The 25,375-nt window shown below is 45.4% G+C and carries 21 protein-coding genes; 8 read left to right on the forward strand and 13 right to left on the reverse strand.

The features are described 5' to 3' along the window. The first annotated feature begins 87 nt into the window (after positions 1 to 87). Positions 88 to 1,554, forward strand: coding sequence for a 9,9'-di-cis-zeta-carotene desaturase (gene zds, locus H6F77_RS00265; protein ID WP_190484101.1), 1,467 nt, complete (start codon positions 88 to 90; stop codon positions 1,552 to 1,554). A 68-nt stretch (positions 1,555 to 1,622) separates the two neighbouring features. Further along, positions 1,623 to 2,069, forward strand: a complete 447-nt coding sequence (locus tag H6F77_RS00270; RefSeq protein WP_190484103.1) for an SRPBCC family protein — start codon at positions 1,623 to 1,625, stop codon at positions 2,067 to 2,069. 263 nt (positions 2,070 to 2,332) lie between these two features. Here H6F77_RS00270 and H6F77_RS00275 read toward each other — a convergent pair whose 3' ends face one another. From H6F77_RS00275 to H6F77_RS00295, 5 genes are all read right to left on the reverse strand, one after another. Further along, entirely contained in the window at positions 2,333 to 2,614 is a 282-nt protein-coding gene (locus H6F77_RS00275; RefSeq protein WP_190484105.1) for a hypothetical protein, read from the reverse strand. 467 nt (positions 2,615 to 3,081) lie between these two features. Further along, the gene (locus H6F77_RS28680; protein WP_190484107.1) at positions 3,082 to 5,016 is read right to left on the reverse strand and encodes a serine/threonine-protein kinase; all 1,935 of its coding nucleotides are present in this window, start codon (positions 5,014 to 5,016) and stop codon (positions 3,082 to 3,084) included. Between the two features lie 784 nt (positions 5,017 to 5,800). Beyond that, positions 5,801 to 6,061 (reverse strand): 2Fe-2S iron-sulfur cluster-binding protein, encoded by a 261-nt coding sequence (locus H6F77_RS00285; RefSeq protein ID WP_190484109.1) that lies wholly within the window; start codon positions 6,059 to 6,061, stop codon positions 5,801 to 5,803. A gap of 70 nt (positions 6,062 to 6,131) precedes the next feature. Next, entirely contained in the window at positions 6,132 to 7,637 is a 1,506-nt protein-coding gene (gene cobQ / locus H6F77_RS00290; RefSeq protein ID WP_190484110.1) for a cobyric acid synthase CobQ, read from the reverse strand. A 111-nt stretch (positions 7,638 to 7,748) separates the two neighbouring features. Continuing rightward, a complete protein-coding gene (locus H6F77_RS00295; RefSeq protein ID WP_190484112.1) occupies positions 7,749 to 8,159 on the reverse strand; it encodes an Npun_F0494 family protein in 411 nt (136 codons plus the stop codon). A gap of 198 nt (positions 8,160 to 8,357) precedes the next feature. On the opposite strand from H6F77_RS00295, the gene H6F77_RS00300 reads away from it, so the two are divergent. Beyond that, positions 8,358 to 8,798, forward strand: a complete 441-nt coding sequence (locus tag H6F77_RS00300; protein WP_190484114.1) for a peroxiredoxin — start codon at positions 8,358 to 8,360, stop codon at positions 8,796 to 8,798. A 96-nt stretch (positions 8,799 to 8,894) separates the two neighbouring features. Here the strand turns inward: H6F77_RS00300 and H6F77_RS00305 are convergent, their stop codons facing one another. The 6 genes from H6F77_RS00305 to H6F77_RS00330 form a co-directional block, all read right to left on the reverse strand. Then, positions 8,895 to 9,293: a hypothetical protein gene (locus H6F77_RS00305; protein ID WP_190484116.1), complete on the reverse strand. Its 399-nt coding sequence runs from the start codon at positions 9,291 to 9,293 to the stop codon at positions 8,895 to 8,897. Positions 9,294 to 9,359: 66 nt separating this feature from the next. Further along, a complete protein-coding gene (locus H6F77_RS00310; protein ID WP_190484118.1) occupies positions 9,360 to 10,256 on the reverse strand; it encodes an ABC transporter permease in 897 nt (298 codons plus the stop codon). A gap of 83 nt (positions 10,257 to 10,339) precedes the next feature. Then, positions 10,340 to 11,359: an ABC transporter ATP-binding protein gene (locus tag H6F77_RS00315; protein ID WP_190484120.1), complete on the reverse strand. Its 1,020-nt coding sequence runs from the start codon at positions 11,357 to 11,359 to the stop codon at positions 10,340 to 10,342. Positions 11,360 to 11,725: 366 nt separating this feature from the next. After that, positions 11,726 to 14,197 (reverse strand): diguanylate cyclase, encoded by a 2,472-nt coding sequence (locus H6F77_RS00320; protein ID WP_190484122.1) that lies wholly within the window; start codon positions 14,195 to 14,197, stop codon positions 11,726 to 11,728. 552 nt (positions 14,198 to 14,749) lie between these two features. Continuing rightward, complete coding sequence (locus H6F77_RS00325) at positions 14,750 to 15,736, reverse strand: heme o synthase (protein ID WP_255515674.1); 987 nt, start codon at positions 15,734 to 15,736, stop codon at positions 14,750 to 14,752. 303 nt (positions 15,737 to 16,039) lie between these two features. Next, positions 16,040 to 17,077 (reverse strand): COX15/CtaA family protein, encoded by a 1,038-nt coding sequence (locus H6F77_RS00330; protein ID WP_190484124.1) that lies wholly within the window; start codon positions 17,075 to 17,077, stop codon positions 16,040 to 16,042. Between the two features lie 362 nt (positions 17,078 to 17,439). On the opposite strand from H6F77_RS00330, the gene H6F77_RS00335 reads away from it, so the two are divergent. From H6F77_RS00335 to H6F77_RS00345, 3 genes are all read left to right on the forward strand, one after another. Beyond that, the gene (locus tag H6F77_RS00335) at positions 17,440 to 18,537 is read left to right on the forward strand and encodes a cytochrome c oxidase subunit II (protein ID WP_190484126.1); all 1,098 of its coding nucleotides are present in this window, start codon (positions 17,440 to 17,442) and stop codon (positions 18,535 to 18,537) included. Between the two features lie 170 nt (positions 18,538 to 18,707). Beyond that, positions 18,708 to 20,471: a cytochrome c oxidase subunit I gene (gene ctaD / locus H6F77_RS00340; RefSeq protein ID WP_190484128.1), complete on the forward strand. Its 1,764-nt coding sequence runs from the start codon at positions 18,708 to 18,710 to the stop codon at positions 20,469 to 20,471. A gap of 60 nt (positions 20,472 to 20,531) precedes the next feature. Further along, entirely contained in the window at positions 20,532 to 21,161 is a 630-nt protein-coding gene (locus H6F77_RS00345; protein WP_190484130.1) for a cytochrome c oxidase subunit 3, read from the forward strand. 66 nt (positions 21,162 to 21,227) lie between these two features. Here H6F77_RS00345 and H6F77_RS00350 read toward each other — a convergent pair whose 3' ends face one another. Further along, positions 21,228 to 21,968 carry a PspA/IM30 family protein gene (locus H6F77_RS00350; RefSeq protein ID WP_190484132.1) on the reverse strand — a complete coding sequence of 247 codons (741 nt, stop codon included), beginning with the start codon at positions 21,966 to 21,968 and terminating at the stop codon, positions 21,228 to 21,230. Between the two features lie 302 nt (positions 21,969 to 22,270). On the opposite strand from H6F77_RS00350, the gene H6F77_RS00355 reads away from it, so the two are divergent. Continuing rightward, on the forward strand, positions 22,271 to 22,552 hold the full coding sequence (locus H6F77_RS00355) for an HNH endonuclease (RefSeq protein ID WP_190484134.1): 282 nt from the start codon (positions 22,271 to 22,273) through the stop codon (positions 22,550 to 22,552). A gap of 510 nt (positions 22,553 to 23,062) precedes the next feature. After that, positions 23,063 to 24,208, forward strand: coding sequence for a fatty acid desaturase family protein (locus H6F77_RS00360; protein ID WP_190484136.1), 1,146 nt, complete (start codon positions 23,063 to 23,065; stop codon positions 24,206 to 24,208). 66 nt (positions 24,209 to 24,274) lie between these two features. Here the strand turns inward: H6F77_RS00360 and H6F77_RS00365 are convergent, their stop codons facing one another. Beyond that, a complete protein-coding gene (locus H6F77_RS00365) occupies positions 24,275 to 25,342 on the reverse strand; it encodes a tetratricopeptide repeat protein (RefSeq protein ID WP_242021791.1) in 1,068 nt (355 codons plus the stop codon). Positions 25,343 to 25,375: the final 33 nt, after the last annotated feature.

A 25,375-nucleotide genomic window follows, 5' to 3' on the forward strand; every position in this document is an offset into this window, starting at 1 on the left:
CCGCTCATGCCCCTTACCTAGTTTGTACTACTGCGCGATCGCTCATTTTTGTTACAATCCGTAAAGCAATTGAACGGGAAAGGCAGGATGCGCGTAGCAATCGTAGGAGCGGGGCTAGCTGGAATGGCGGCGGCAGTCGATTTAGTCGATGCTGGTTGCGAAGTAGAAATCTTTGAGTCTCGTCCGTTTGTGGGGGGTAAGGTTGGTAGTTGGGTAGACGCCGATGGCAATCACGTTGAAATGGGGTTGCACGTCTTCTTTGGTTGCTACTACCAACTATTTGACTTAATGAAGAAGGTGGGGGCGTTAGACAATCTGCGCCTGAAACAGCATACCCACACTTTTATCAATAAAGGCGGTAATGTTGGCGAGTTAGATTTTCGCTTCATCACGGGTGCGCCTTTCAATGGATTGAAAGCATTTTTCACGACATCGCAGCTGTCTGTACAGGATAAATTACAGAATGCGATCGCTCTGGGAACCAGCACAATAGTGCGCGGCTTGGTAGACTTCGAGGGATCGATGAAAACTATCCGCGAACTAGATAAAGTCAGCTTTGCCGATTGGTTCCGCAGTCACGGCGGTAGTAATGGCAGCATCAAGCGGATGTGGAACCCCATCGCCTATGCACTCGGCTTTATTGATTGCGAAAATATCTCAGCCCGTTGCATGCTGACTATTTTCCAGTTATTTGCCGCTAAAACCGAAGCATCGGTACTCCGGATGCTGGAAGGTTCTCCCGACGAGTACCTCCACAAGCCCATCATTAAATACATAGAAGCAAGAGGGGCAAAAATTCACACTCGTCGCCGCGTGCGGGAAATTCAATTTACTGGCGTTGGTAGCGAAACGCAAGTCACTGGCTTAGTTGTTGCCAAAGGCGAGACGGAAGAAACTATCCTTGCTGATGCTTATGTCTGCGCCTGCGATGTGCCGGGAATTCAGCGCGTTTTGCCTCAAGCTTGGCGTCAATGGTCTGAGTTTGACAATATTTATAAATTAGATGCAGTTCCCGTAGCAACGGTGCAGTTGCGATTTGATGGTTGGGTCACTGAGTTGCACGATGCCCAGAAACGGCAACAGCTAGATCGTGCCGCCGGAATTGATAATTTGCTGTATACTGCCGATGCTGACTTCTCGTGTTTTGCAGACATGGCGCTAACTAGCCCATCTGATTATTATCGGGAAGGACAGGGTTCCTTGTTGCAGTTGGTGTTGACTCCGGGAGATCCGTTTATAAAGGAGAGTAATGAGGCGATCGCTCAACACGTCCTCAAACAAGTTCACGAACTCTTCCCATCTTCGCGACAGCTAAACATGACTTGGTATAGCGTCGTCAAACTCGCCCAATCTCTATATCGCGAAGCACCAGGAATGGACGCCTATCGTCCCCCTCAAAAGACGCCAATAGCAAATTTCTTCCTTGCGGGTAGCTACACGCAGCAAGACTATATCGATAGTATGGAAGGGGCAACTTTGTCGGGTCGTCAGGCAGCGAAAGCAATTTTAGAAAGTTCACAAAAATTTGCTAGAACCCCCGTGACCACAGCTTGATATTGTCAAGCTGAGATTTACGGCTTTGCCTGCCAATCGAAGATCCAAAATCTAAAATCTAAAATCGCATGTCTGATTGGTTAGAACATAGCGTCCAGGTAGAAGTACAGGTTCCCATTGATTTGGTGTGGAGTCTGTGGTCAGATCTAGAGCAAATGCCCCGATGGATGAAATGGATTGACTCTGTTAAAGTCCAGGAGGATAATCCAAATTTATCGCGCTGGAAACTTGCTACAGGTGGATTGGAATTCAGTTGGCGATCGCGCATCCTGAAAATAGTACCTAACCAAATTATCCAATGGGAATCGGTGGACGGATTGCCCAACCAAGGAGCAATTCGCTTTTATGACAGACAGGGCAGTAGCATTGTCAAAATGAGCGTGTCTTACGCAATTCCCGGCATTTTGGGTAAGCTTATGGATAATCTGTTTTTGGGTCGCGTTGTTGAATCTACGATCCAAGCTGATTTAGAACGCTTTCGCGATTACGCCCTTCAAGTTCAAGCTAAATCTTAGTAATTAGGTGGGCATAAAAAAGTTGATTTATGTCCACCTTTAAAGGCCAACTCAAAACACCTAATATCTCTAAACGCGATCGACTATTACCAATTTAATGTGGAATAGTAGGGTCGCCAAGCCTTGTTTTCTGTTTGAATATAGCGGTTTTCAGCTTTTTACAGCAGTGGGAGCATTGTAGGTATATTTTGGAATTTATTATTGATAACACCTATATTTATTACCTAATAAATCCCAAGTTGTAACTATCAGCTAAGAATACTTCACTTCTCAAAGTGCTTCCACAATTTAATAGCGGAATTCCCCTCAAAAAAAAGTTCACCTTTCTCGTTATTATTTTCGAGACTCATATAAACTTTAGCTTTTACTTTTAATTTAGATTCATTCCATTTATCTATCTCTCTCATTTTAATCTTTACTGATGCTGGGGGATTATCGTCGAGTTTGTAAAGAGGATTAGCGGATACATCCTCATAAGCTTCCCATTCGATATAAGCGATGTGAGATGTATTGATAACACTATCGTCAAGTCTGATGAATGCCATAATAAAACCCCGTCGGTTAGAACTATAGTAAACCGGATTGGTTTAAGATACTCCCTAGTTAGAGATTCAGTCAATCAAGGCGGTTCTACGGCGATCGCGCTAGAACCCCGTTGGCAATAATACCCATCTGGTTTTATTGCCAACAGCAATATTTAACCTTCTTCAGCTTTAGCCGCTCTTACATTGCAGCTAAGTACAACATAGCAACTAAATACTTTAGTAATAAGTGAAATTAACATTTTTTAAATACTCTAAAAAAAGTAACGATATAAATATTTTTATTAATTAAATTCGGGAAAATTTAGCAAAATATGCAAATTCTTTGGACACCCTATGTAACGTCTTGTTTTGGCTAGTCAGGGCGTAAACTTATGTTAGCACCTTGGAAGTCGTAGAAATAATAAGCCGCGATCGCTCTAATGTGACAAATGGCAGCGCGATATTAGTTCTCTCAAAGTAAATGTTAGCTATAACTCAAGTTGTTTGATGCTAGCCTGTGCATTATTATAGCAACTGCTAAAGCCTTGGTTAATACAGATATTGGCGGCTTTTTGCAAATCAGACAAAGCTGCCTGTTTATTTCCTAAACTTACTTGTGCAAGCGCCCGATTGTAGTAAGAATGCCCATCATTGGGGTTAATTTTAAGGGCAGTAGTGTAATCGGCGATCGCTCCTTTATAATCCTTCAATCTACGGCGGATGTTTGCTCTGTTCTCCCAAGCATCAGCAACGTTCGGACTTAGCCTAATTGCCTGAGATATATCTGCGATCGCTCCTAAATTATCGCCCATTTTAGCACGGGCAATTCCTCGGTTGTTGTAAGCTACCGCTAGGTTAAAAGCAATACGCAAAGGCGGAGTATCGCTTTGAATTGCTCCAGGGGGATTTTCTAAAGTTTTGGAAACAAACCCTTGCTTGTAAGATAGTGCTTCGTCTTTGGGACGAGAGCCAATTGCTTGCTTTTTAGTTTTTATTTCTCCCTGATAATCTTTCAAGAAGCGATGGGCAATTCCTCGGGGGATATTGTTATTGTCCTCATTAGCCGTAATTTTTATAGCTTTTGTGTAATCGGCGATCGCCCCTTGATAGTCTTGTAGAGTAAAACGAGCATTTCCCCGACCAATATACGCAAATGTCAACTTAGAATTTAGTTTAAGTGCTTGAGTATAATCCTCAAGCGATCGCTTGTTATCTCCTATCTCAAAAAAAGCAAAACCTCGGTCATAGTATGCATCGGCGCGATCTGATTTCAACTGAATCGCCCAGCTAAAATTTTGAATAGCTTCCTGGTAATTTCCTCCCCTCGCTTTATTTGCTCCTATAAATACAAATACGTGCGGTAGCTGAGTCAACAAAGCAACAATTACTCCACCCGCCGCTAGCAAAGTAGCTGCTGCTTCCCAGCGATATCGGCGTGCTATATTTGTTGTCTGCTCTAACTGGGTTTTTTGATTAGCAGAAATAGCTGGAAACTTCCCGGCTGAAGCCAATGCTGCTGGAACCGTAGAAGCGATCGCAGAGCCGATATTTCGAGTAATGAGCCTTGGCGTATTGGCTAAATTCTTAGAATTAGTAACTATACTTTTTAAGTCAGCCAAAACTTCTCTTGCTGACTTGTAGCGCTGATTGAAATCAAACCGCACCATTTTATCGATAACATCTGCCAGCCTTGAACTAACCTGCACGCGATCGCGCCAGACAAATTCACCTGTTTGGGGATTATTACCAACTCGCAGGTTTAGTAATTCCTCAACTGTAAAACCGCCTAGAGCTTGAATCATCATCATGCCCAAGGCATAAATATCGCTGTTAAATTGCGGGTATCCTTTGAATTGTTCAATTGGCATATACGCTCTCGTGCCAATCGCAACAGTTTGAGTGATTGCCCCAGAGGCTACTTGAGTGTTAATTTCTTTAACAGAACCGAAATCAATTAAAACTAATTTACCGTCAATTTGTCGCCGAATTATATTATTAGGCTTGATGTCTCGATGGATTACGCCGTGCTTATGCACAACAAACAAAATTTGTAATACTGCTACTAATAAGCTGATAATTCGTGCTTCCGGTAAAGGTTTACCCGGTACAATTTCTTCACTTAAAAGATGGCCTGGAATATACTCTTGAACTAAGTAAAATTCTTTATTTTCCTCAAAATGGGCTAGCAAGCGAGGAATTTGGTCGTGTTTACCTAATTTTTCTAATACCTCTGCTTCTTTTTTAAACAGGCGATGTCCCGTTTGGTAAGCTCCAGGTTTGTTACTAAGAACGCGCAACTGCTTTACAACACATGGAGGATGGCCTGGACGACGAGTATCTTCGGCTAAATAGGTTTGCCCAAAGCCACCTGATGCTAATATTTTAAGTATTTTGTAGCGCCTATCTAAAAGTCGGCTAATCACGGCAATATTCCAGCCTTTTTAGATAAATTTTGGCATGGAATACTGATGGTTTCCTCAGCCAAAAGGGGGGACTCGTAACGCTTTTAGCTGACGTGTTATTTACTTGTAGTGTTCCCTGACCGCAAGGCAAGTTGGCATTATTTCTACTCTCATTAGTGTCTAGAGTAGAAAAACTTAGCGTAAGGATTTATATGGCTAAATATAGTGCAATATAAGATATTATCACTACAAGCGCTGATTTTGACCGCCCAGGATGGCATCGTCAGGTCTAGGCTCACGTTGAGGATTCCGCAGGTTCTTGGTCGCTTTCTCTAGCTCAAGTCGTTCAATTCCAAGCTGTCGCTGATCCTGGTTAATTTCCAGCCTAACTCGTTCGAGCCGTGCAAAATCTTCCTCAATTTGTTGCCTCCGCTCTAGCCTAACGGGTAATAAGTTTTTAACTGACGGGAGAAATTTATAAAATGTTGACCAACTGGCTAGATTGACAAGCCAGCAGGTTTAATTTAGTCTGAAAGCTACCAAGAAATCGAGTATGTTTTTGGACTTGTGCTAGGTACAGCAGAGCGTTCAGCCTCTATAGCTATATTTTTTAATCTCAGCCGTTCAAAAATTAACAATTTGGGTGAATATAGAGAGTGAATTTAAGATGCGATCGCTGTTTATTTAATTGGCAGTAACTTTCAGCCTCTATAAATAAAATTTCCAATAAAATACAGTTGTCAATCTCCGAGCTATGAATATGCCTATTGTTAGCATTACTCAGAGACTTTTGGTAGTTTAACAATTACCAATTCGGGTCAATATAGAGATTAATTGTTAAGTGCGATCGCCCCGCAGGTACTGCGGTAATACAAGCACATACCATCTTTCCCTCAGCATTTGGTGTCGCTTCGCGAACAATCTCCACTTCACAAGCGTGACACGAACCCATCAAACAACCAGTGGGAATGGACAGCCCAGCCCTTTTAGCCACTTGCAGCATTGGCTCTCCTGCCTCTGCCTCAACCGTAACATCATCCGGCAAAAATCTAATTTGAACGCCCATGACTTGTTATTAGTTATTAATTTTTAATTAGCCGAATTCCTCTCCCATCATGTAAGCAAAAGTAATTCTTCTAACCCAAAATTGGTCTTAAATCTAAGTTAGCTTCAACAATATTAGCCATCGAGTCTAAAATGGCTTCTCGCTGTTCGCGGTAGTTTGCAACACCATTAGGCAAAGTAGATAATCCGCGTTGTTGACGTAGTTGATTTATCCAGGCACGTCGCCAAGGGCCATTATCAAAAATACCGTGCAGATAAGTCCCCATCACCGATTGATTTGCATCCACAATTCCCAAATTAGGATCGTCAAACAAAGCCTTATAAGGAGCATTTTTCGCCGACAACCCTAGTGGAGATCCTCCCTCCTCCAACTTCAGCAGCCTGCTACGACCTTGATGAATTTCATACCCCGCCACTGGTAAACCAACCTGGGGGTAGTTAGAAGTCACAATTCGCTGGCGGGCAATTTTATTGCTAGTAATAACAGTTTTTATGGGCAACAATTCTAGCCCTTTGTAGCGTCCCGCTTCACCCTCAATTCCCTCTGGATCGGCAACAATTTTGCCTAACATTTGGAATCCACCACAGATTCCCAATAGCGTTCCACCAGCTCGGACGTAATTTTGAATTGCCTGCCCCATGCCTGTCTTTTGCAAAACCAGCAAGTCAGATATTGTAGTTTTGGAACCCGGTAGAATAACTGCGTCTGGATGTCCCAAAGAGTCTTGGGGGCTAATGTATTTCACCGTGACGGTGGGTTCGGCTTCGAGGGGGTCAAAGTCCGTAAAATTAGAAATTCGGGGAAGGCGGATAACAGCAATAGTGATATCGCTATGAGCCTTGCTGCTGCGACGATCCAGCAAATCGAGGGAATCCTCGGCTGGGAACATTTGCTCTACCCAAGGAAGCACGCCCAAAACGGGAATACCCGTGCGTTTTTCTAGCCAAGTAATACCAGGGTCTAGGAGACTTCGCTGCCCTCTAAACTTATTAATTACAACCCCCTTGATTAACGCTCGTTCATCCGGTTCCAACAACTCCAGAGTACCCACAACATGGGCAAAAGCGCCCCCCCGGTCAATATCAACCACGAGTATAGTTGGCGCATTTAAATACTTTGCAACTCGCATATTTGCCATGTCGCGGTGCTTGAGGTTAATCTCGGCTGGGCTACCCGCTCCCTCGCAAACAATTAAATCAAACTCTTCACCCAAACGTCTCAACGATTCTTCAACCGCCTGCCAACCCTGGTCAAAATACTTCTCGTAATATTCTGCCGCACCTGCTATCCCAACAGCTTTGCCCTTGATAATCACCTGGGAGGTCATGTCGCCTTGCGGCTTGAGTAAAACCGGGTTCATCTCCACCCAAGGCGTCACCCCCGCCGCCCACGCTTGCACTGCCTGTGCATAGCCAATTTCACCGCCATTCTGCGTTACATAAGCATTCAGCGCCATATTCTGCGCTTTGAACGGAGTAACCCGCCAGCCGCGCCGTGACAGCAGGCGACAAAGTGCTGCTGTGATTAACGATTTTCCTGCGTGGGACGTTGTGCCCACCACCATAATGGCTTTCATTAGATTTTAATTTTGGATTGTGGATTTTTGGCGGTGACGATAGCCCAGAGCGCCAGAGGGGAGTTTGGATTTATGATCCCAATCTACAATTTACAATCTAAAATCTAAAATTTAAAAGTTCCAGCGCAGCCAACGGCTTAAGGAATTGTAAAGGCGATCCAAAAGAGAGGGCGCTGGCAATGAACCACCCTGGCTTTGCCATTTTTCTAGTAGCTGGCGCCCCAAGGGTGTGAGACGAAAACTATCGGTAATTCCTTGACCATCAACTTCTCGCCGCAGTATGCCGACCTCAATGAGCCACAAAAGGGGGCTTTCTGCTGCTAACTCAGAGAGTGGCCGATTTGTGTAGTTTTGTTTGACACCAGACTCACCCGCGATCGCGTTCAACGATACGCTACTTTGTAGCATACTCGCAAATAATTGCAGCTTAAACGGCGAACAGCGCATTGCCCTTTCTGCTCTTTCTACCGTCCGGCTTGAATATTGAATCGAATGTTCGTTTTTTGGCTTAATAGAGATCATTGCGGCAGGACTGTTAACTATCAAACTATGGACTGCTTTATTTTTTAAAGTTTAAAGTCTAAAGCTGACCTTTCAACTCAATCTTTTTCAACCTGATGGGATAGGCTTGCCTATGCCATCTTTTTATTTTAAAGTTTTATAAACATTTTGTAGAATATATATTTGCAAATAACTCTACAACAGAAGGAAACAAAATCAATGGCTCTAGCAATTGGAACAAAAGCACCAAATTTTTCCGTAAGAGACACAATCGGCAAAACCGTCACCCTCTCAGAACTGGCGGGAAAAACAATAGTGCTTTACTTCTACCCCAAAGACGATACCCCCGGCTGTACCAAAGAAGCGTGTAGCTTTAGAGATGCCTATGCAGACTATCAGGGCAAAGATATTGTTGTACTAGGCGTCAGCAAAGATGATGAGAATTCTCACAAACAATTTACCAGCAAATTTAATCTCCCCTTTCCCCTACTGGCAGATATTGATGGTAGCCTAACCAAAGCTTATGACGTTGAGGCTCCCAGCGGCTACGCCCAAAGAGTGACCTACGTTATTGACGGCAAAGGCAATATTAGCCACGTTTTTTCCAACATCCAACACGAAACTCATGCTAGCGACATCTTAGCCGAGCTGGGTTATTAAGCTCAATTAGAGCTGAGGGCAGCTTTAAACGCAAGTAAAAAACCCGTTTTCTCATTAGAAAACGGGTTTTTAGGTAACTTTCCCGACGGATAGATATTAATTCTTCGCAGGAATCGCGATCGCAGGAGTTACAGAATTTGCAGGAGTTGCAGGAGTTGCAGGACTTACACCTGTTCCCTGATTTAAATTGCGAAGCCGTTCTCGTTGCAGACTACGGAACTTTGCAGCAGCGCTATCGATATTTTTACCCTGCTCCGCAGAAAATTCATCATAGCTGCGGAGGTTGCCCAATTGGGCGCGATGGATTAAGTCAAAGACACCCATCGATTCCCCTTCGCTGCTACTCGAAAAGGGGTCTTTATTTTGCTGATTTTGTTGGAAATCCTGTAATGGTTGCGCGTCCCCTGTTTGCGCCAGAACTGTTTGGGGCACGCAAGAGAAGGCAATCCCCATTCCCGCTAAAAGGCTAAGAGCTAGGTGAGTTTTTATTTTCATGGCAATTTGGGAGTTAAACAAGTAGAGACGCGATAAATCGCGTCTGATTTATCGCATCACTACAATTCAAGCAAATCTGCGACGCAATAGTGGTTGAATCGCCAATAACACAAAGGCATCGAAACCTAGTAAAACCAAAAGCGCCGTACCAAAAGTTACCCCACCCCAAGGAGCCTGCATCACTATACTGCTAAGTGCCCAATCGCCGTGTAGATAAAGATAGCGGATTGGTTCGATGGCATAGCTGAGGGGATTGAGAGTCGCCACAACCTGCAACCAATGCGGCATAAACGACAGGGGCGCGAGTGCAGTGCTAGCAAAAAGCAGGGGCAAGTTAGTAACAAAAATTACAGCAAGTAACTCGATGTGACCGGGGAGGGCAAAAGCCAAACCTAGACTCAAAGCAGTAACCCCGACAACTAGGAGCAGGACAATTAGAGCGATCGCGCCAATTCCCACCAATCCCGGCCAACCAGCACCCAAGATAGCACTAGCCGCCACAATTACCGCCGTCTGAATCAAACTCAGCACCAGAATGTAAATAGCCGACGCCAACACAATCGAAAACCGCGACGCGAGAGGAGCCACCAGCAAGCGGTTCAAAAAACCAAACTCGCGGTCAAACATTACTGGCAAACCAGCATTCAACGCCCCGGCGAACGCGGTAAAAACAATCACGCCAGCACCCAGAAATTGTCCGTAGCTGACACTATTACCAAATAAACCTTGAGGTGCATTTTGAAACAGCGCCCCGAACAACACCAACCACATAAACGGCTGAATAATTCCAGCAATTAACGTCGAAGGACGCCGTTGTAATTGAATAAACAACCGCTTAGTCAAAGCCAAAGTTTCTTGAACAAATTCGCCGACCAAATTCGGCGGCGCATCAACATTAACCTTACCAGCCGACTGAGGCTGCAAACCGATATTAGATTTAGGAGGTGTAACAGTAGTACTCATCTCTCTTCCTCTTCACTTTCTTGGCGTTCTAACGCGCTTACGCGCTTCGCTGAGGCGGTCTTGGCGGTTCGCACCCCACCCTACTAGCGCATAGCCTGTTTTTTCTCAGCCTTTAAATCGCGACTTCCGGCTGCTGCAAGTTCGGCATCCAACAAAGTTTTACCAGTAGCAGCTAGATAAACATCATCAAGGCTGGGGCGGGATTGAGCAATGCCAAATGTAGGTAAACCCGCTTCCTTAAGGGATTGCTGAATTGACATCAAGGCGTCGCTTTGGGGTTTTACAACCAAGTTGAGCGAGTTACCTTGAGCGTTATTAATAATGACTTCTTGGACAAATGGCAGAGATTGGAGCATATCTTTAGCTTTCTCTGCTTCTTCGATGGGGGAGAATTCGCGGATGCGGAGAGTGATGCGATCGCCTCCTACTTTATCCTTTAACTCCGAAGGCGTTCCCGCAGCAATCACCACACCTCTGTCAATAATTGCCACGCGATTAGCTAAAGCGTCAATTTCCTCTAAATAATGGCTAGTAATTAAAACAGTAGTTCCAGATTCCCGCAACTGGCGCAAGAAATTCCAAACCACAACGCGGCTTTCAATATCAAGTCCGACTGTAGGTTCATCTAAAACCAGGACATCCGGTTGGTGTAGCAATCCTGCGGCTAAATCTAGGCGTTTGCGAATACCACCGGAGTAAGTACCAGTCTTCTTATCAGCGAATTCCTCTAAGCCTAGTAAGTCCAGGACTGTGTTAATCCGCTGTTTTGCCGCTTTCCTGGGGAGGTGATAAAGTGCGGCTTGCAGTTCTAGGAGTTCCCGCCCAGTCAGCACCTTATCTAAGGCAACTTCCTGAGCCACATAGCCCAAGCGTTGACGTGCAGATCTGGGGTTATCGACTACGGAGATACCAGATACCTCAACCTTGCCCGCATCGGGAGTCGCCAGAGTACACAAGCATCTGAGGGTTGTGGTTTTGCCAGCGCCATTCGGCCCCAGTAGGCCAAAAATTTCCCCTGCTTCTACTTGAAAGGATACATCTTTGACGGCTTCAACCGAGCCGTAGCGCTTTTGAAGGTTCTGAATTAAAACTGCGGGAGCCATATTTGTCCCAGGTTAACAAATCTAAACAATCTTTAGTTCCATTTTAAGCCTTTAGTTGCAAATAAGCCCGGACTGGGGATGCGGGTTTCACGCCTCGTATTGGTGCGTAATACAATTTTGGATTTTGGATTTTAGATTTTAGATTCCCTATCGCTCAGGATGACAGAACTTGGTTACAGTGCGTAAGTCCTAAGATGAATCAACGAACAGCAACAGGGTTCGCCCCTGAAGCGTTTCGATGGGATCTATAGATTAGGAATTATTTGCAGAAAATCATCAGGGGATAATTTATGTAGTGGTGATGATTTTGTGTCGTGGATTCTTATTTATAGGAAATATCTGTTGTGTTAGTTGGGTGTATTGAGGTTAAGACAGTGAAATGGCACTGACAACGCGATCGCGTCCCTCATGTTTGGCTCGGTATAGCGCTGCATCCGCCGCTTGAATAACTGCCGCTCCAGTCAAGCCGTGTTCTGGAAACACCGCAACCCCTAATGACATTGTTACCGTTCCCAGCGGTTGACGACGGTTCTGCAAATTTAGGTGTTTGAAACCTTCTCGAATCTGCTCTGCCCGTTGTCGTGTGACTTCCAATGATGCTTCCGGCAAAATTAGCAGAAATTCTTCTCCCCCATAGCGACAACCAATATCGGAGCCTCTGATTTGGGATTGGATGAATAGTCCCAGTTCTCGCAGCACTGTATCGCCTGCTTCATGCCCATAAGTGTCGTTGAGCCGCTTGAAGTAATCCACATCAAAGATAATAATGCCGAGAGATTGCTGTTTGCGCTCTGCCCGCCGCAGTTCTCGTTCCAGGGACTCTTCCATATAGCGTCGATTAAATAGCCCGGTGAGTGCATCGCGAATACTCTGTTGCTGCAAGGCTTCTCTAAGTTTTAGGTTTGCCAGTGCTAAAGCGATATGTTCAGATACCGTGACTGCTAGTTGCTCTTTAGCATGAGTAAACCATCCCCGTTGGGCTGTTGCCAAATACACCACGCCCAAAGCATCTCCTTGCGCCATCATGGGAACGCAGAGAGTTTCTGCTGGTACTGCTGCATGAATAGCCGATGCCCCATCAGCAGCCTCAAAAGGCTTGTAGATGTGCTGACAACGCATCCCAGGTTGATCCAAGCTGACTAAATGCGATCGCCCCCGTCGCAGCGCCCAACATTCGTTAGGAGTAAACATCGCTTGGCTGAGCAATGCTTTGTCTCCCCAACTCGCCACAACTTCCACCAGATGCTTTGACGCACTGATAACAAATACTCCTCCAGCTACCTCTGGAAAAAGCGGTTGCACCAGTTCCGCCAGCGCTCGGTAAGCTTCGTCAATTGTCAGACACACTTGGAGCATATCGCTAAGGGAGGCTAATAAGGCAATCTCCTGGTTCCTCTCCTCTAATTGCTTAACGGAATCTATTAATTGCTGATTAGCTTGCTGCAAAGCTTGCTCTGCCAGTTTGCGTAAGCGAAGCTCGCCGTAGGCATCGCTAATGTCTCGCACAATTGCCAATACTTCATCTTCACCACTAACGGTGATGCGGGCTTCTTGATAATGCAGTCCATCTTCCAGTTGTACGGGAAATTCGTAGGTTTGCGCTTCGCCAGTTTGAAAGGCTTGTTCAATGTAATGTAGCCGTTGCTGCGCCAGTTCCGGAGGCATGACCTCAACGATATTTTTGCCAATGCGAGCGATCTGAGGATTAACCAGATGAAAGGTTTTTGCAGGCATGATATCCAGGTAGGTTCCGTTGCGGGTGTAGCGGATCATCAAGTCTGGTATGGCTTTAAGTAAAGCGCGGTTAGTCGCTTCACTTTTGCGGAGCAAGGCTTCAGCCTTTTTGGGTTCAGTCATATCGCGAATTGCCATGACTCGGGCTGTTCGCCCTTTGTAAGAGATTACGCGATCGCGCACCTCTAGGGGAAAAGTCATTCCATTTTTGCAGAGTCCCTCAATTTCATAACAACACTCATCGTTAATGGCAATTTCCTGCTTCACTAAGTCCATCCATTGAGGTGGGTAAAAATCTGCCATTGGTTTTCCAATGGCTTCATAAATTTCGTACCCAAATAGTTGAACGAAGCGCGAGTTAGCATCGATAACTTTGCCATTTTCTGTAATTGCGATCGCCTCAAATGTCGCTTCCGAAAGCTGCCGAAATCGTTCCTCGCTCTCAACTAACAATGCCTCAGCTTGCTTGCGCTTCAGCAAATCCCGGTTAATCGCAAAGATAGCCAGCGGGACTAAGGTAAAAGCTAATAACCCACCAATTCCGACAACTCCAGTTACAATCTGAGTTTGCCTCTGCCGCTGGAGCTGCTGGTATTGCAGTCTTTGCTGCTCGTTAGCCTTCATCTCACGAACAACTGCACGAATGGCATCCATTGCTTGCTTACCTTGATTTGTTTGAACCACCTGCAACGCAGCCGCAAATCCTTCAGTCTTCCTCAACTGAATCGTTTGAGCAAGTTCAGCCAGCTTGGTTGCAATTAATGGTTCGAGCTTATGGAGGCACTGCCGCTGGTTGGGATCGTTGTCAATGATTTGCCGCAGTTGTTGTAGTTCTTGATTAGTTGCTTCAACCCCCATTAGATGGGGTTTTAGATACTCCTCGCTCCCAGTCAAAATATACCCTCGCTGTCCCGTCTCTGCATCCTTGAGATCCGATAGCAGGAGTTCTAAACGCTCGATGATTTGGTTGGATTGGGTAACTTGAGCCGCCAGTTCATTGAGTCGGGTGATACTCCAATAAGTAATTCCACCGACAAAACTAAGAAATAGCAATGTAGCAGCCAAGCTAACCGTTACCTTTTTCTCTGTCGAAATTTTTATCATAACCACCAACTATATATCGAACAATATAATTTCTGAATATGGATGAATTCAACATTACACCTGAGTGGTATAATGCTTGCTTTTCAATGTCATAAGGTGTAAATTTTATCTCTATACCTACGGTACTTTCAACCGTATTTTGGCTTAGGTAGAGGTTAGTACAAAATGACAGTGCTAAATGAGTCGCCTGATTAAAATAATATTGCAGGGGTTTAATGTAGCGCTATACGATCTATTGGTTGAGGCTAAATATTTAAATATAGGAGGGTGCGTAGCGAAGCGGCTGCGCTAGCAGCATCGCGCTTTTTAGGAATAAATGAGACAAAGTAGCGATCGCTTATACCCAAATTTGGCTAGCTTACCTGCAAGCTAGCTATTAAATATATTTTTACTTTGCAGCCGCCTTGGTATTTCAATCACAAATTCTGCTCCCTCTTCTGGTGCAGAAATACACTCTCCGGCGGAATTTTAACGCTCTTCGTCGAAAACCCGCCTACCTCATGAAGGATAAGCGGGTTTTGTCTTTATAGGCGTTATGTAGTTTTCTGGGAGCTATTGGAAAACTGCGATCGCGCTTACTAGCGTATGTAGATTTGCCCCTAATGTTGCACTCAGTTGATGAGTTATGGGCAAGCTGTCTACAACTATTCCAGTACACAACAGCATCATGTAAAGAATGGAGAATTTAAAGAGCGATCGCGCTAATTGTTTATTCTCAGGTTCTTGTAATAACTGCCATGCTTTCTTAATAAAAATACCCCCCAAAAGGGCGGCAAAGATACCGTAAACTAATCCCGACTCTCCCACAGGATAAATCAGCAGAAATGTTATCGGTACAACTATTAGCGTGTAAACCCAAATTTGACGAGTAGTAGCAACCTCTCCCTCTACAACGGGCAGCATCGGGATACCTACTTTGGCATAGTCATCTCGAATCATCAAAGCAAGCGCCCAAAAATGGGGAGGAGTCCACAAAAACACTATGGCAAATAGCAACCAAGCTGCCCAGCTAAGTTCGCCAGTTACAGCAGCCCAACCCACTAAGGCGGGAATAGCACCCGCAGCACCACCAATCACGATGTTTTGCGTCGTGTGGCGTTTTAGCAAGTGGGTGTAAATGCCCATGTAAAAGATAATGCCGGACATTGCCAACAAAGCACTGAGCAGATTGGCAAAAACTGCAAGCAGAGTAAAAGATAGAGTACCGAGAGCGATCGCAAATATCAGAGCATCGCGGGGCTGAACTCTACCCGAAGGAATAGGACGGCTCCTCGTGCGCTCCATTGCATAATCTATATCGCGATCGTAAATGCAGTTCAGCGTTTGGGCAGATGCGGCAGAAAGAGTACCACCAGCCAGCGTCACCAATAACAACACCGGATCTACCCGTCCGTCGGATGCCATCCACATTCCAGCCGCTGTTGTAATCAGCAGCAGGGGAATAATTCTCGGCTTCGTCAGCTGGTAGTAGCTGTGAATCACTTGTAGGAAGTTTTGATGTTTGCGGGAGACATCAGCTCCAAGCATCATTTCTTGCATCAGCTTTTTTCCTGAATTCCACACCATGCGTCAGCATGGTTTGTTCGTGTATGCCACCCTTTTAGCGGTTCTGTCCGTATCCACATTTACCGCCTAGTACCTCTGCATCGCACTGCTAACGCTTGGGTTCCGCCACCGAAGATAAAAACTACTAAAATTCATGCTCTTTAGTCCGTTTTAAGGGAGAGGCGAGCGAATCTGCGTCTCTACAGTTATTAGTTTGGGGTTTAACCCCCAGGCGGATGGCTGAGGTTGCGTAAACATTTGTGGGTAATTACAGATCCGCTTGGCAAGGGTCGATTTTTAGCCCGCCTGTGATGTATAGTCCGGGCTTGAGGGTGGGGTTAAGTTTGGTATGACACCAAATTCCGCCCGATCTCGCAATCCCAAAACTGTAAAAGCTACGAGCGATCCCAGTAATGCCGCGCCTACTGCTTGGTGTGCTACTGTCAGCGGTTCTACCTGGAGGTGTAATCGGAAAGTAGCGACGCCTAGAGCGATTTGGCATACTAGCAACCAACCCGCCAGATTAGCCAACTGTCGCAGGGTTGGATGTAGTGCTGGCGTGCGCCATGCCATAACTACAACTGCGATAGTTGCAAGGGTTGCCGGAACAACTCCGGCAATATGGCTGTTCATAACAGCACATAATTCTTGCGCTCCAAAGCACTGATGCAGCGCCCACTGAGAACCAACCAGTCCACCCAGCAGGCTTTGCAGATAAACCAAAATGGCAGCACCACAGCCGATCCAGGGCAGTTTGCCAACCGTGCCAGTGCCTTGATACGGTAGCATTGCCATGCCTATGGCTAGCAGGGTGCAGAAAAATAATAGCGCTGTACCCAGGTGTGCGGTGACAATATCAAACCGCAGCAGTTGCGTAACGGTCAGTCCTCCCAATACGCCCTGGAAGACCACCAAAAAGAGTGCGAATGTGGATGCCCAAGGCAGCCAGTTAGGTAGCGATCGCCTATACCACCATGATAATCCTGCGAGCGCGATCGCTCCCAAGCCTATCAACCCCGCATCCAACCTGTGAAACCACTCTAAGAACACTTGAAAATTCATCTGCTTTGAGGGCACCAACTGACCATAGCACAAGGGCCAGTCCGGGCAGGCTAACCCGGCATTCATCACTCGCGTCGCACTGCCTATCGCCATCAAAATCAGCGTCGCCAAGGCCATCCTAAATACAAGGCGCCTCAGCTTGTCAGTGGGGCTGGCCGGGGCAGCGGTGTCCTTCTTTGCACCTGCGACTAGGGAGACATCGCTATGCAGCTTTGCTTCAGGGGCTTCTCCCCCAGCATCCCCCCCCTGGTTATGCAGTACAGATTCAGCCATAAATTGTACCAAGCGCGTCAATTGCAAATCATTGTTAATCAATTTATGAGCATTTGCTCATGCCAGCATCTAGCTAGTTCTATTTACTACATTAACTGGGCTACCTCTACTGGTGTACTGCTTTAGGCATTTCTTCTGATTTCGAGTATATCTATCAAAAGTTACAGACACTTCACAAAAAGTAAAGTTTAGTAATATAAAAGTGGTTCCTGTGCGATCCCCTACAGTCAGCGAGGTTATACCAGCGCGATCCCAAAGAAATAGCTAAGGATATGGAAAGATAGTCAACCTAAAGTCGTTAGCTGCTTTACCGTAGAAAGTAAAAAGAAAGAAGTTGTGCAGGAAATACTAAGAATTTTGTTGTGAACATCCCAAGTAATATAACAACCTTACTGGTCGGCATAGTGCTGACCCTTGTCAGCCTGTGGTACGGTCAAAATCACGGTCTGCTGCCAGTTGCAGCTTCGGAAGAAGCTCCCCTAGTAGATGGACTGTTTAACATGATGATGACCATCTCGACAGGTCTATTCCTGATAGTTCAGGGGACGCTGATCGTTTCTGCGATTAGATTTCGCCGTCGCAAAGACGATAATACAGATGGGCCACCAGTGCATGGCAACGTTCCTTTAGAAATATTGTGGACGGCGATTCCGGCAGTAATCGTATTGGTATTGGCTGTATACAGCTTTGAGGTTTATAACTCGATGGGCGGCCTAGATCCCATGGCCCACTCAGTTGCCCATATGAAGAGCGATAAACACTTTGCCAAAATGCCAGGAGCAGCGATCGCTGCTACGCTGACAGATACCGAAAATATCAATCAGCAGGCTTCAGATGAAGCCATGCAAGACCCGGCTACGGCGGCAGTCCGGAATAAGGAAATTCCTCAGCGACGCGATGCTTCAGATATCGGCGTGACTTCTGGCCGCATTGGCTCCAGCCCAGACAAGCAAGGCACACCTCCAGAATTGGTGGTCAATGTCACTGGCTTGCAATTTGCTTGGCTTTTTACCTACCCTGATACTGGCATCACTACTGGTGAATTGCACGTACCTGCTGGGCGACAGGTGTTATTAAACATAACAGCAAACGATGTCCTCCATGCTTTTTGGGTGCCAGAGTTCCGCCTAAAGCAGGATGCAATTCCGGGGCGGCAAAATGAGCTAGTATTTACACCCAACAGGTTGGGTACATACACAGTAAACTGCGCTGAACTTTGTGGTGCCTACCATGGAGCTATGAAGACACAGGTGGTTGTCGAAACACCTGAAGAGTTTGATAGCTGGGTTAAGGAGCAGCAAGAAGTTGCAAGTAAGGAAGCTTTAGATCAAGCTGTTGCAGTCAACTCAGCCGATAGATCCGCTTCTGAGTTTCTGGCGACCTATGCTGAAGAAATGGGAATTAATTCCACAATGTTAGAGCAGCTCCACACTTCTGGCGATCGCGAGGCTCATCATTAGCTTTTAAATGGAGGGTTGGCAATGCTAACCCTTCACCCAACTCACTACCAGAAGTGAGACAACATTGAAAGATTTTAGATTTTAGATTGGCGATTTTAGATTAAGGATGAATCCAAAATCCAAAATCGAAAACTCAAAATCAAAATCCAAAATCCAAAATCCAAAATTCTATGACACAAGTACAGCTTCAAGAAAATGCCAATGTCCCTGCTCATGGCATGGAACCAGCACAGAGAAATTGGCGAGAATACTTTGGTTTTAGTACCGACCATAAAGTGATCGGGATTCAATACCTGGTCACGACGTTTATTTTCTATCTCATAGGTGGCGTACTAGCAACAGCTGTCCGTACCGAACTGGCAACGCCGGAAAGTGATTTCGTCAGCCCCGAAGTTTACAACAGTCTGTTTACGGTTCACGCCACCATAATGATTTTCTTGTGGATCGTGCCTGCCGGGACTGGGGGATTTGGGAACTTCCTAATTCCTTTGTTAATTGGGGCGAAGGATATGGCGTTCCCCAGGCTGAATGCCGTCGCCTTTTGGATGATTCCCCCAGCAGGACTGTTGCTCCTCGCCAGTTTCTTAGTCGGCGCACCAGGGGCAGGTTGGACATCTTATCCGCCGTTAAGCATAATCAGCGGTAAAGCTGGCGAGGCGATATGGATATTCAGCGTCCTCACCTTGGGTACATCTTCGATTCTGGCAGGCCTGAATTTTCTTGTCACTATTTGGAAGATGCGGATACCAGGGATGGGCTTCAATCAGATGCCTTTGTTCTGCTGGGCGATGTTAGCAACTTCCGCGCTGACGCTGATTGCTACGCCTGTATTGGCAGGGGCGCTGATTCTGCTAGCGTTTGACCTCTTGGTGGGAACTTCATTTTTTAATCCCACAGGTGGAGGCGATCCAATTGTTTATCAGCACTTATTCTGGTTTTATTCGCACCCAGCGGTTTACATAATGATCCTCCCTGTATTTGGGATGATCTCGGAGATTTTGCCAGTACACTCGCGCAAGCCGATATTTGGATATAAAGCGATCGCTTATTCCAGTATCGCCATTAGCTTCTTAGGCTTAATTGTCTGGGCGCACCATATGTTCACCAGCGGCACCCCTGCCTGGCTGCGGATGTTCTTTATGATCACAACCATGATCATTGCCGTGCCTACAGGGATTAAGGTGTTTAGCTGGTTAGCTACCATCTGGGGAGGCAAACTCCGCCTTAACAGCGCCATGCTGTTTGCGATGGGATTTGTGTCTATGTTCGTTATCGGCGGACTCAGCGGCGTTATGGTCGCTGCGGTTCCCTTTGACATCCACGTTCACGACACCTATTTTGTAGTAGCTCACCTGCACTACGTCCTATTTGGCGGCAGCGTGTTTGGCCTTTATTCTGCGATGTACCACTGGTTCCCCAAAATGACAGGCCGGATGATGAACGAAGCCTGGGGTAAGGTACATTTTGCCCTCACCTTGATTGGCTTTAACTTATGCTTCTTGCCCATGCACAAGCTGGGTATGGAAGGTATGCCCCGGCGCGTTGCCCAGTACGACCCCAAATTTGCCGCGATCAATTTGATTGTTTCGATTGGTGCGTACATACTGGCAGTTTCTACCCTGCCATTCTTGGTGAATGCCATCTGGAGTTGGATGTATGGCCCGGAGGCTGGTGATAATCCTTGGCAAGGGCTGACGCTGGAGTGGATGACTACATCGCCACCACCAGTAGAGAACTTTGAATCAGATCCAGTCTTAGCGACAGGGCCATATGACTATGGGTATGGCGATCGCCGCACCCAAGTTGAAGTGCCCCTCTCCGATGCTAAAGACCCCGTTTTGTCGGCTGGCCCTAGTTCCGTCTTGAGGGCTGACCCAGATCCAGCCGTCGCGGCTCATCCCGATGACCGCCAAGGGGAAAGTAAAAATCGCTAGCAGTAGGGTGGGCAATGCCCACCCTACATAATCGTCCAGTTGTTCGCATACTAGAGATTCATGTCAAGTTCAACCGTTGAGCCATCTAAGGCTGCCCTCAATTACCACGCCGCCGAGACAACCTCGGAACACGGTCATCACGCAGAGCATCCCGATCTCCGCGTCACGGGCGTGATCGTGTTTCTGATTGCAGAGAGCATGATCTTTCTCGGTTTGTTTACGGCTTATCTCGCTTTCCGCGCTGTAGCACCAAGTTGGCCGCCAGAGGGAACCGAAAGATTAGAGTTATTGCTGCCGGGAATTAACACCATCATTCTGATATCAAGCAGTTTTGTTATTCACAACGCCGAGACTGCCATTAAAAAGAACGATGTAGCAGGTCTGCGGACATGGTTCCTAATAACTGGGATCATGGGAGCTATTTTCCTGGGCGGCCAGATCTATGAGTACAGCAATCTGCCATTTGGCCTCACAACCAATTTATTTGCCAGCACGTTTTACGTGTTAACTGGCTTTCACGGTCTGCACGTTACTTTTGGTTTAGTTCTGATTGCTGGCGTCCTGTGGCGCAGTCTCAAACAAGGCCATTATTCCAGCGAGAAGCACTTTGGTGTAGAAGCGGCTGAGATTTACTGGCACTTTGTAGATGTCGTGTGGATCATACTGTTCCTGCTGCTTTACATCCTCTAATCTCAGTCGAGTTTTTGATAATTAATAAGCAATGAGAACCCCCCCAAGGGGTTTTTATTTTAATTGCTAAAGTTGATCTATTTCCGTGCCCAACGTTTCCCATTCCACATCAACAACGTCATCCGATTTAGAGACACCAGTTTCATCAGCGGCAGGTAAATATAACTCAGCTTCAATAACAGACTCCTCTTGATTAGAATTGTGATTAATTTCAGGCTGTGCGTTAAGCGCTTGCTTGATATTTTCTAAAGCAACCAAGTTTCGCTTGAGGATTTCTACCATTACTGACTGCTGCTCTAATTGAGTCTGTAGGGCTGTAGCAACTCTACCGCCAACTGCCTTATTAATTAGGGCTTGAAAAGTTAAATTTTCATCGTCGTTTTGCAGAGCTACCTGAGCTTGGTGGTGATAGTTCTTAACTTCAACTATTGCTTGCTCGTGCTGGTGTTGCATTCGCTCAAGCGTTGATACAGCAAGCTTTACAGCATCCCGTGTGTTTAGGATAGACTTCTCTAGAATATCTTCAGAAGTGGGAGCGATCGCGCTCTTTGGTAAGTTGCCGTTGAAGTTATTTGTATTTTCTGTAGGCTGGTCAATTTGAGCCTTAATAGAAGCAGCAGTTTCACTAAGTTCTTGCTTGCGAATAATAGCTTCTCTAGCCAAATCCTCGCGACCTTTTTTCATAGCAATTTCAGCGCGTCGCTGCCATTTATTAACTTCAGCTTGAGTCTTGATATATTGTTGCTCAATAAGTTTTTGGTTAGCCACGGTACCGATAACAAATGGATTCGCGTCAAATATTCCCATAAGTATTTTTCCTTGTGAAATGTTTTATAGAAGCATTATCTATGTTCCAAATCCTTGAACAGCTTTATAAGCTGCTGCACTAGCGATCGCTCCCAACACAGTAGATCGATCCATGCAAATCTCATCCCGTCAACGGTAGCAGAAACACCAGCAGCCGCGATCGCGCCTCCCGCCACATACGCCGCTAGATTTTGCTCTTAAATCGTCTAAACCGCTCTTAGGATAGATTACCTCAGCAACGGCAAGGAGGGCATAAAAATTATTACTTATATAATTAGTATTAACGTGCTTTTGAGCAAACAATGATCTGCGAGTTGTGCGAAAGAGAAGTCCCGCATTTAACAGTACATCACCTGGTTCCGAAACAAAAAACTAAACGTAAAAAGGAACCTCCAGGGCCAACTATTAATATCTGTTCATCCTGCCACAGACAGATTCACAACCTGTTTGATAATACCCGTTTAGCACGGGAACTGAACTCCGTGGAATCGCTTAAAAGCGATCCTCAGATGCATAAGTTTCTGTCTTGGGTTAAAAAGCAAGATCCGGGTAAGCGAATAAAAGCGCATCGGCAAAGAGCATGATTGCCTATGGTGGGCGCTGCCCGCTCTATTTAATAAATATCAGGAATATGCCTTATTAAGCATTAACGAGCAACTATTACTCGTTATCGTTCCAGGCGCTATTCTTGCTGACAACATTACCCACAAATTTGAATAAATACTTATACCATATCAGCCCTAATTTGACATATTCCATATGAGAGTGGAGGGTTTTGGCTTTCGCCTGCTGCTGGTCAAATAAGGTATACAAGGTTAAAGAGTTGTCTTTAAGCTATTGATATAATCTTCTGCTTGTGCATTTCTAGACGTGGGCAGAGAAAATTTTACACTATTGTCTTATAAGGCATTTTTTTGATATTGTGAACTGCCAATATATAGATGTTTTTACCTGCAAATATTGTAATATTAATTACAACTACTGGTAAACTTTTGAATTATCCCTGAAAGTATTGCCATGTTACCCGAAGCAAAAAAACTGGTGGTAACTCAGTTAAAAATTGGCTAAAACATTTTTGGAGTTGCGGCAACTTGATGAATTTTGTTGAAGAGGAAACCCTGATTCCTCAAGGGGAGTATGCGAAAAAATTGCGCCCTTTACTTCCTGACGAAGCTTTTGAACCAGATCCCAGCAAGTTATTAATCTTGGTGATTAATCTGGCTATATTGATTTTAGGCTGGGCGATCGCGTCTAAATTAGATCGTTGGCCTTTATATCTCTTAGTGCTTTATTTACCTTTAGCCCTAGTCATGGGAAATAGCGTCATTGTCTTGCTATTTAGCTCTCATGAACTAATGCACGGAAGCACAATCAGAAACTCTCCTCGTATAATTCGTGCATTCAGCTTGCTAGGGCTAGCTATGTTATGGATGCCACCAACATTATGGAAATCAGTTCATAATCGAGTGCATCATAGTAAAACAAATTCCTTAGCAGATCCCGATCGCAATTATTTGCACGAACAGCCTAATAATTGGGGTAAAGGGATTCAGAATCTATTTGTTCCCTCTGCGGAAGTAAACCCTCTATGGTTAACAGTGGGAATGGCAACAGCCTGGGGAGTGCATACATTTCGGAATCTAACTTCTGTGCTGTTGTTTAATAGTGAATCTGTCGATTACGTCCCTGCGGCGTTTACAGTTAGCGCTAAAGATCGTCGCGCAATATTAGGTGAATTTCTGGCAATCTTTGCAATTCATCTGAGTATAGTGGCATATCTACAATTTGATTTGCTAAAACTCGTGCTGAGTTACTTTCTACCCATTGGAATTGGCTATGCTGGTCTGATATTTTATATCTACACCAATCATATGTTTTGCCGGATGACCAGCATTAACGATCCTCTGATCAACAGTGCTTCTCTACGGGTTCCTAAAATATTCGATCTATTGCATTTGAATTTTTCATACCACACGGAACATCACATCTTCCCTGGAATGAATTCTGAGTATTATCCCTTAGTTCGGGAGTTATTAGAAATTCACTATCCCGGACGGATGAATTTAGTTGATGCTGGAGAGGCGTGGCGCTTGCTGAGGACAACTCCTCGGCATTACATAGATGAAAATACCTTTACAGACTGGTCAGGGGAAAAGTCTGTTACTTGCCCTCTCAGCCAAGAATCTAAAAGCTTAACCCCGAAGGAGATAATTGATAGTAAGTTAGTTTCATCCCTATAGTTATAGGGTTTTAAGTTAATGGTTGATTGTAAATTACAATTAACCATTAATTCGGAAAGTATTTGATTAAGGAGAGGGAGAATTGGCAGTTTTAGCTTTTTGCAATAACTGCTCTGCTGCTGCTTCCCACTGCCTGTTACCCCCAGCTGCATAAAGCTCTTTAGCGTATTTTAAAACTTGCTGAGCATCTGCATATCGGTTTTGGCGTATAAATACTAGCCCAGCTGCGTAATATGCATTAGCATAGTTCGAGTTAGCCTCTGCCGATTTACGGAAGGCGTCTAGAGCGCCGTCTAAGTCTCCCCGCTCTAAAAGAATTGAACCTAAATTGTAATGCGCTTCTGGATATTTAGGGCTAATTTGAATTGATTGCTCAAAGGCTTTTTTCGCTTCATCAAGTTTGCCTTGTTGTAGATAGGCCAAACCTAAATGGTAAGCTGGCTCTGGGGCATTGCGACTTAGCTGCATCGCTTGTTTAAAAGACGCGATCGCTCTCTCGCTTTCTCCCAATTGCGACTGTACTAAACCCATGTTGTAATGGGCTACTCCCATTTTTGGGTCTAATTCTATCGCCCTCCCCAAATAATCCCGCGCTTGTTCTAAATTATTCCCCTCTAGTAAAGCTGCTCCCAAATTTGCATACGCTAAAGCAAAATTAGGGTCAGCCTGCGTTGCTTTATAAAATGCATCTGCTGCTGGCTGCAATTCCCCTTGCTGTCGCAAAGCTAGCCCTAAATTATATTGTGCTGGTGCTAGTCGAGGATCTAGTTGGGTGGCTTGTCGAAAAGCAGCGATCGCATCGGGCAATTTCCCCTGTCCAATCAACTGTAGCCCCTGATTCATCAACTCCTCTGCCGTTTTACTACCACTTTGGGCTATTTCTAACGGCGGCGTTATTCCATTTTGCGTTTTGCTCGTTCCCAGGCTGTGGGGAATGGGATTTTGGATTGCAGATCTTAGACTTTTGCTAACTGGTAGTGTTGCGATCGCTCCTTGTGCAACAACTAGCGTCATGGGCGTAGCAAACAACAGCAAACTAACCCACCCTCTTATCCATCCCTTACGCTGATGCCTTAGTCTAGCCTCTTCGGGAGGAACGTACCTCATCGTGTTGCTTGCCCTAGTCTTTACCATTGTTATTCTTATCTGGGACAAATCGCTTATTTT

The sequence above is a fragment of the Microcoleus sp. FACHB-831 genome (genome assembly GCF_014695585.1).
Lineage (GTDB): Bacteria > Cyanobacteriota > Cyanobacteriia > Cyanobacteriales > FACHB-T130 > FACHB-831.

Bases quoted from the DNA above. Each gene is read 5' to 3' on its own strand.
- H6F77_RS00305 (WP_190484116.1), bottom strand. From the start codon at position 9,293: ATGAAAATAAAAACTCACCTAGCTCTTAGCCTTTTAGCGGGAATGGGG.
- H6F77_RS00275 (WP_190484105.1), bottom strand. From the start codon at position 2,614: ATGGCATTCATCAGACTTGACGATAGTGTTATCAATACATCTCACATC.
- H6F77_RS00325 (WP_255515674.1), bottom strand. From the start codon at position 15,736: ATGCAAGAAATGATGCTTGGAGCTGATGTCTCCCGCAAACATCAAAAC.
- H6F77_RS00365 (WP_242021791.1), bottom strand. From the start codon at position 25,342: ATGGTAAAGACTAGGGCAAGCAACACGATGAGGTACGTTCCTCCCGAA.
- H6F77_RS00320 (WP_190484122.1), bottom strand. From the start codon at position 14,197: ATGATAAAAATTTCGACAGAGAAAAAGGTAACGGTTAGCTTGGCTGCT.
- ctaD (WP_190484128.1), top strand. From the start codon at position 18,708: ATGACACAAGTACAGCTTCAAGAAAATGCCAATGTCCCTGCTCATGGC.
- H6F77_RS00295 (WP_190484112.1), bottom strand. From the start codon at position 8,159: ATGATCTCTATTAAGCCAAAAAACGAACATTCGATTCAATATTCAAGC.
- H6F77_RS00350 (WP_190484132.1), bottom strand. From the start codon at position 21,968: ATGGGAATATTTGACGCGAATCCATTTGTTATCGGTACCGTGGCTAAC.
- H6F77_RS00310 (WP_190484118.1), bottom strand. From the start codon at position 10,256: ATGAGTACTACTGTTACACCTCCTAAATCTAATATCGGTTTGCAGCCT.
- H6F77_RS00345 (WP_190484130.1), top strand. From the start codon at position 20,532: ATGTCAAGTTCAACCGTTGAGCCATCTAAGGCTGCCCTCAATTACCAC.
- zds (WP_190484101.1), top strand. From the start codon at position 88: ATGCGCGTAGCAATCGTAGGAGCGGGGCTAGCTGGAATGGCGGCGGCA.
- H6F77_RS00360 (WP_190484136.1), top strand. From the start codon at position 23,063: ATGAATTTTGTTGAAGAGGAAACCCTGATTCCTCAAGGGGAGTATGCG.
- H6F77_RS00300 (WP_190484114.1), top strand. From the start codon at position 8,358: ATGGCTCTAGCAATTGGAACAAAAGCACCAAATTTTTCCGTAAGAGAC.
- cobQ (WP_190484110.1), bottom strand. From the start codon at position 7,637: ATGAAAGCCATTATGGTGGTGGGCACAACGTCCCACGCAGGAAAATCG.
- H6F77_RS00355 (WP_190484134.1), top strand. From the start codon at position 22,271: ATGATCTGCGAGTTGTGCGAAAGAGAAGTCCCGCATTTAACAGTACAT.
- H6F77_RS00285 (WP_190484109.1), bottom strand. From the start codon at position 6,061: ATGGGCGTTCAAATTAGATTTTTGCCGGATGATGTTACGGTTGAGGCA.
- H6F77_RS00270 (WP_190484103.1), top strand. From the start codon at position 1,623: ATGTCTGATTGGTTAGAACATAGCGTCCAGGTAGAAGTACAGGTTCCC.
- H6F77_RS00330 (WP_190484124.1), bottom strand. From the start codon at position 17,077: ATGGCTGAATCTGTACTGCATAACCAGGGGGGGGATGCTGGGGGAGAA.
- H6F77_RS00315 (WP_190484120.1), bottom strand. From the start codon at position 11,359: ATGGCTCCCGCAGTTTTAATTCAGAACCTTCAAAAGCGCTACGGCTCG.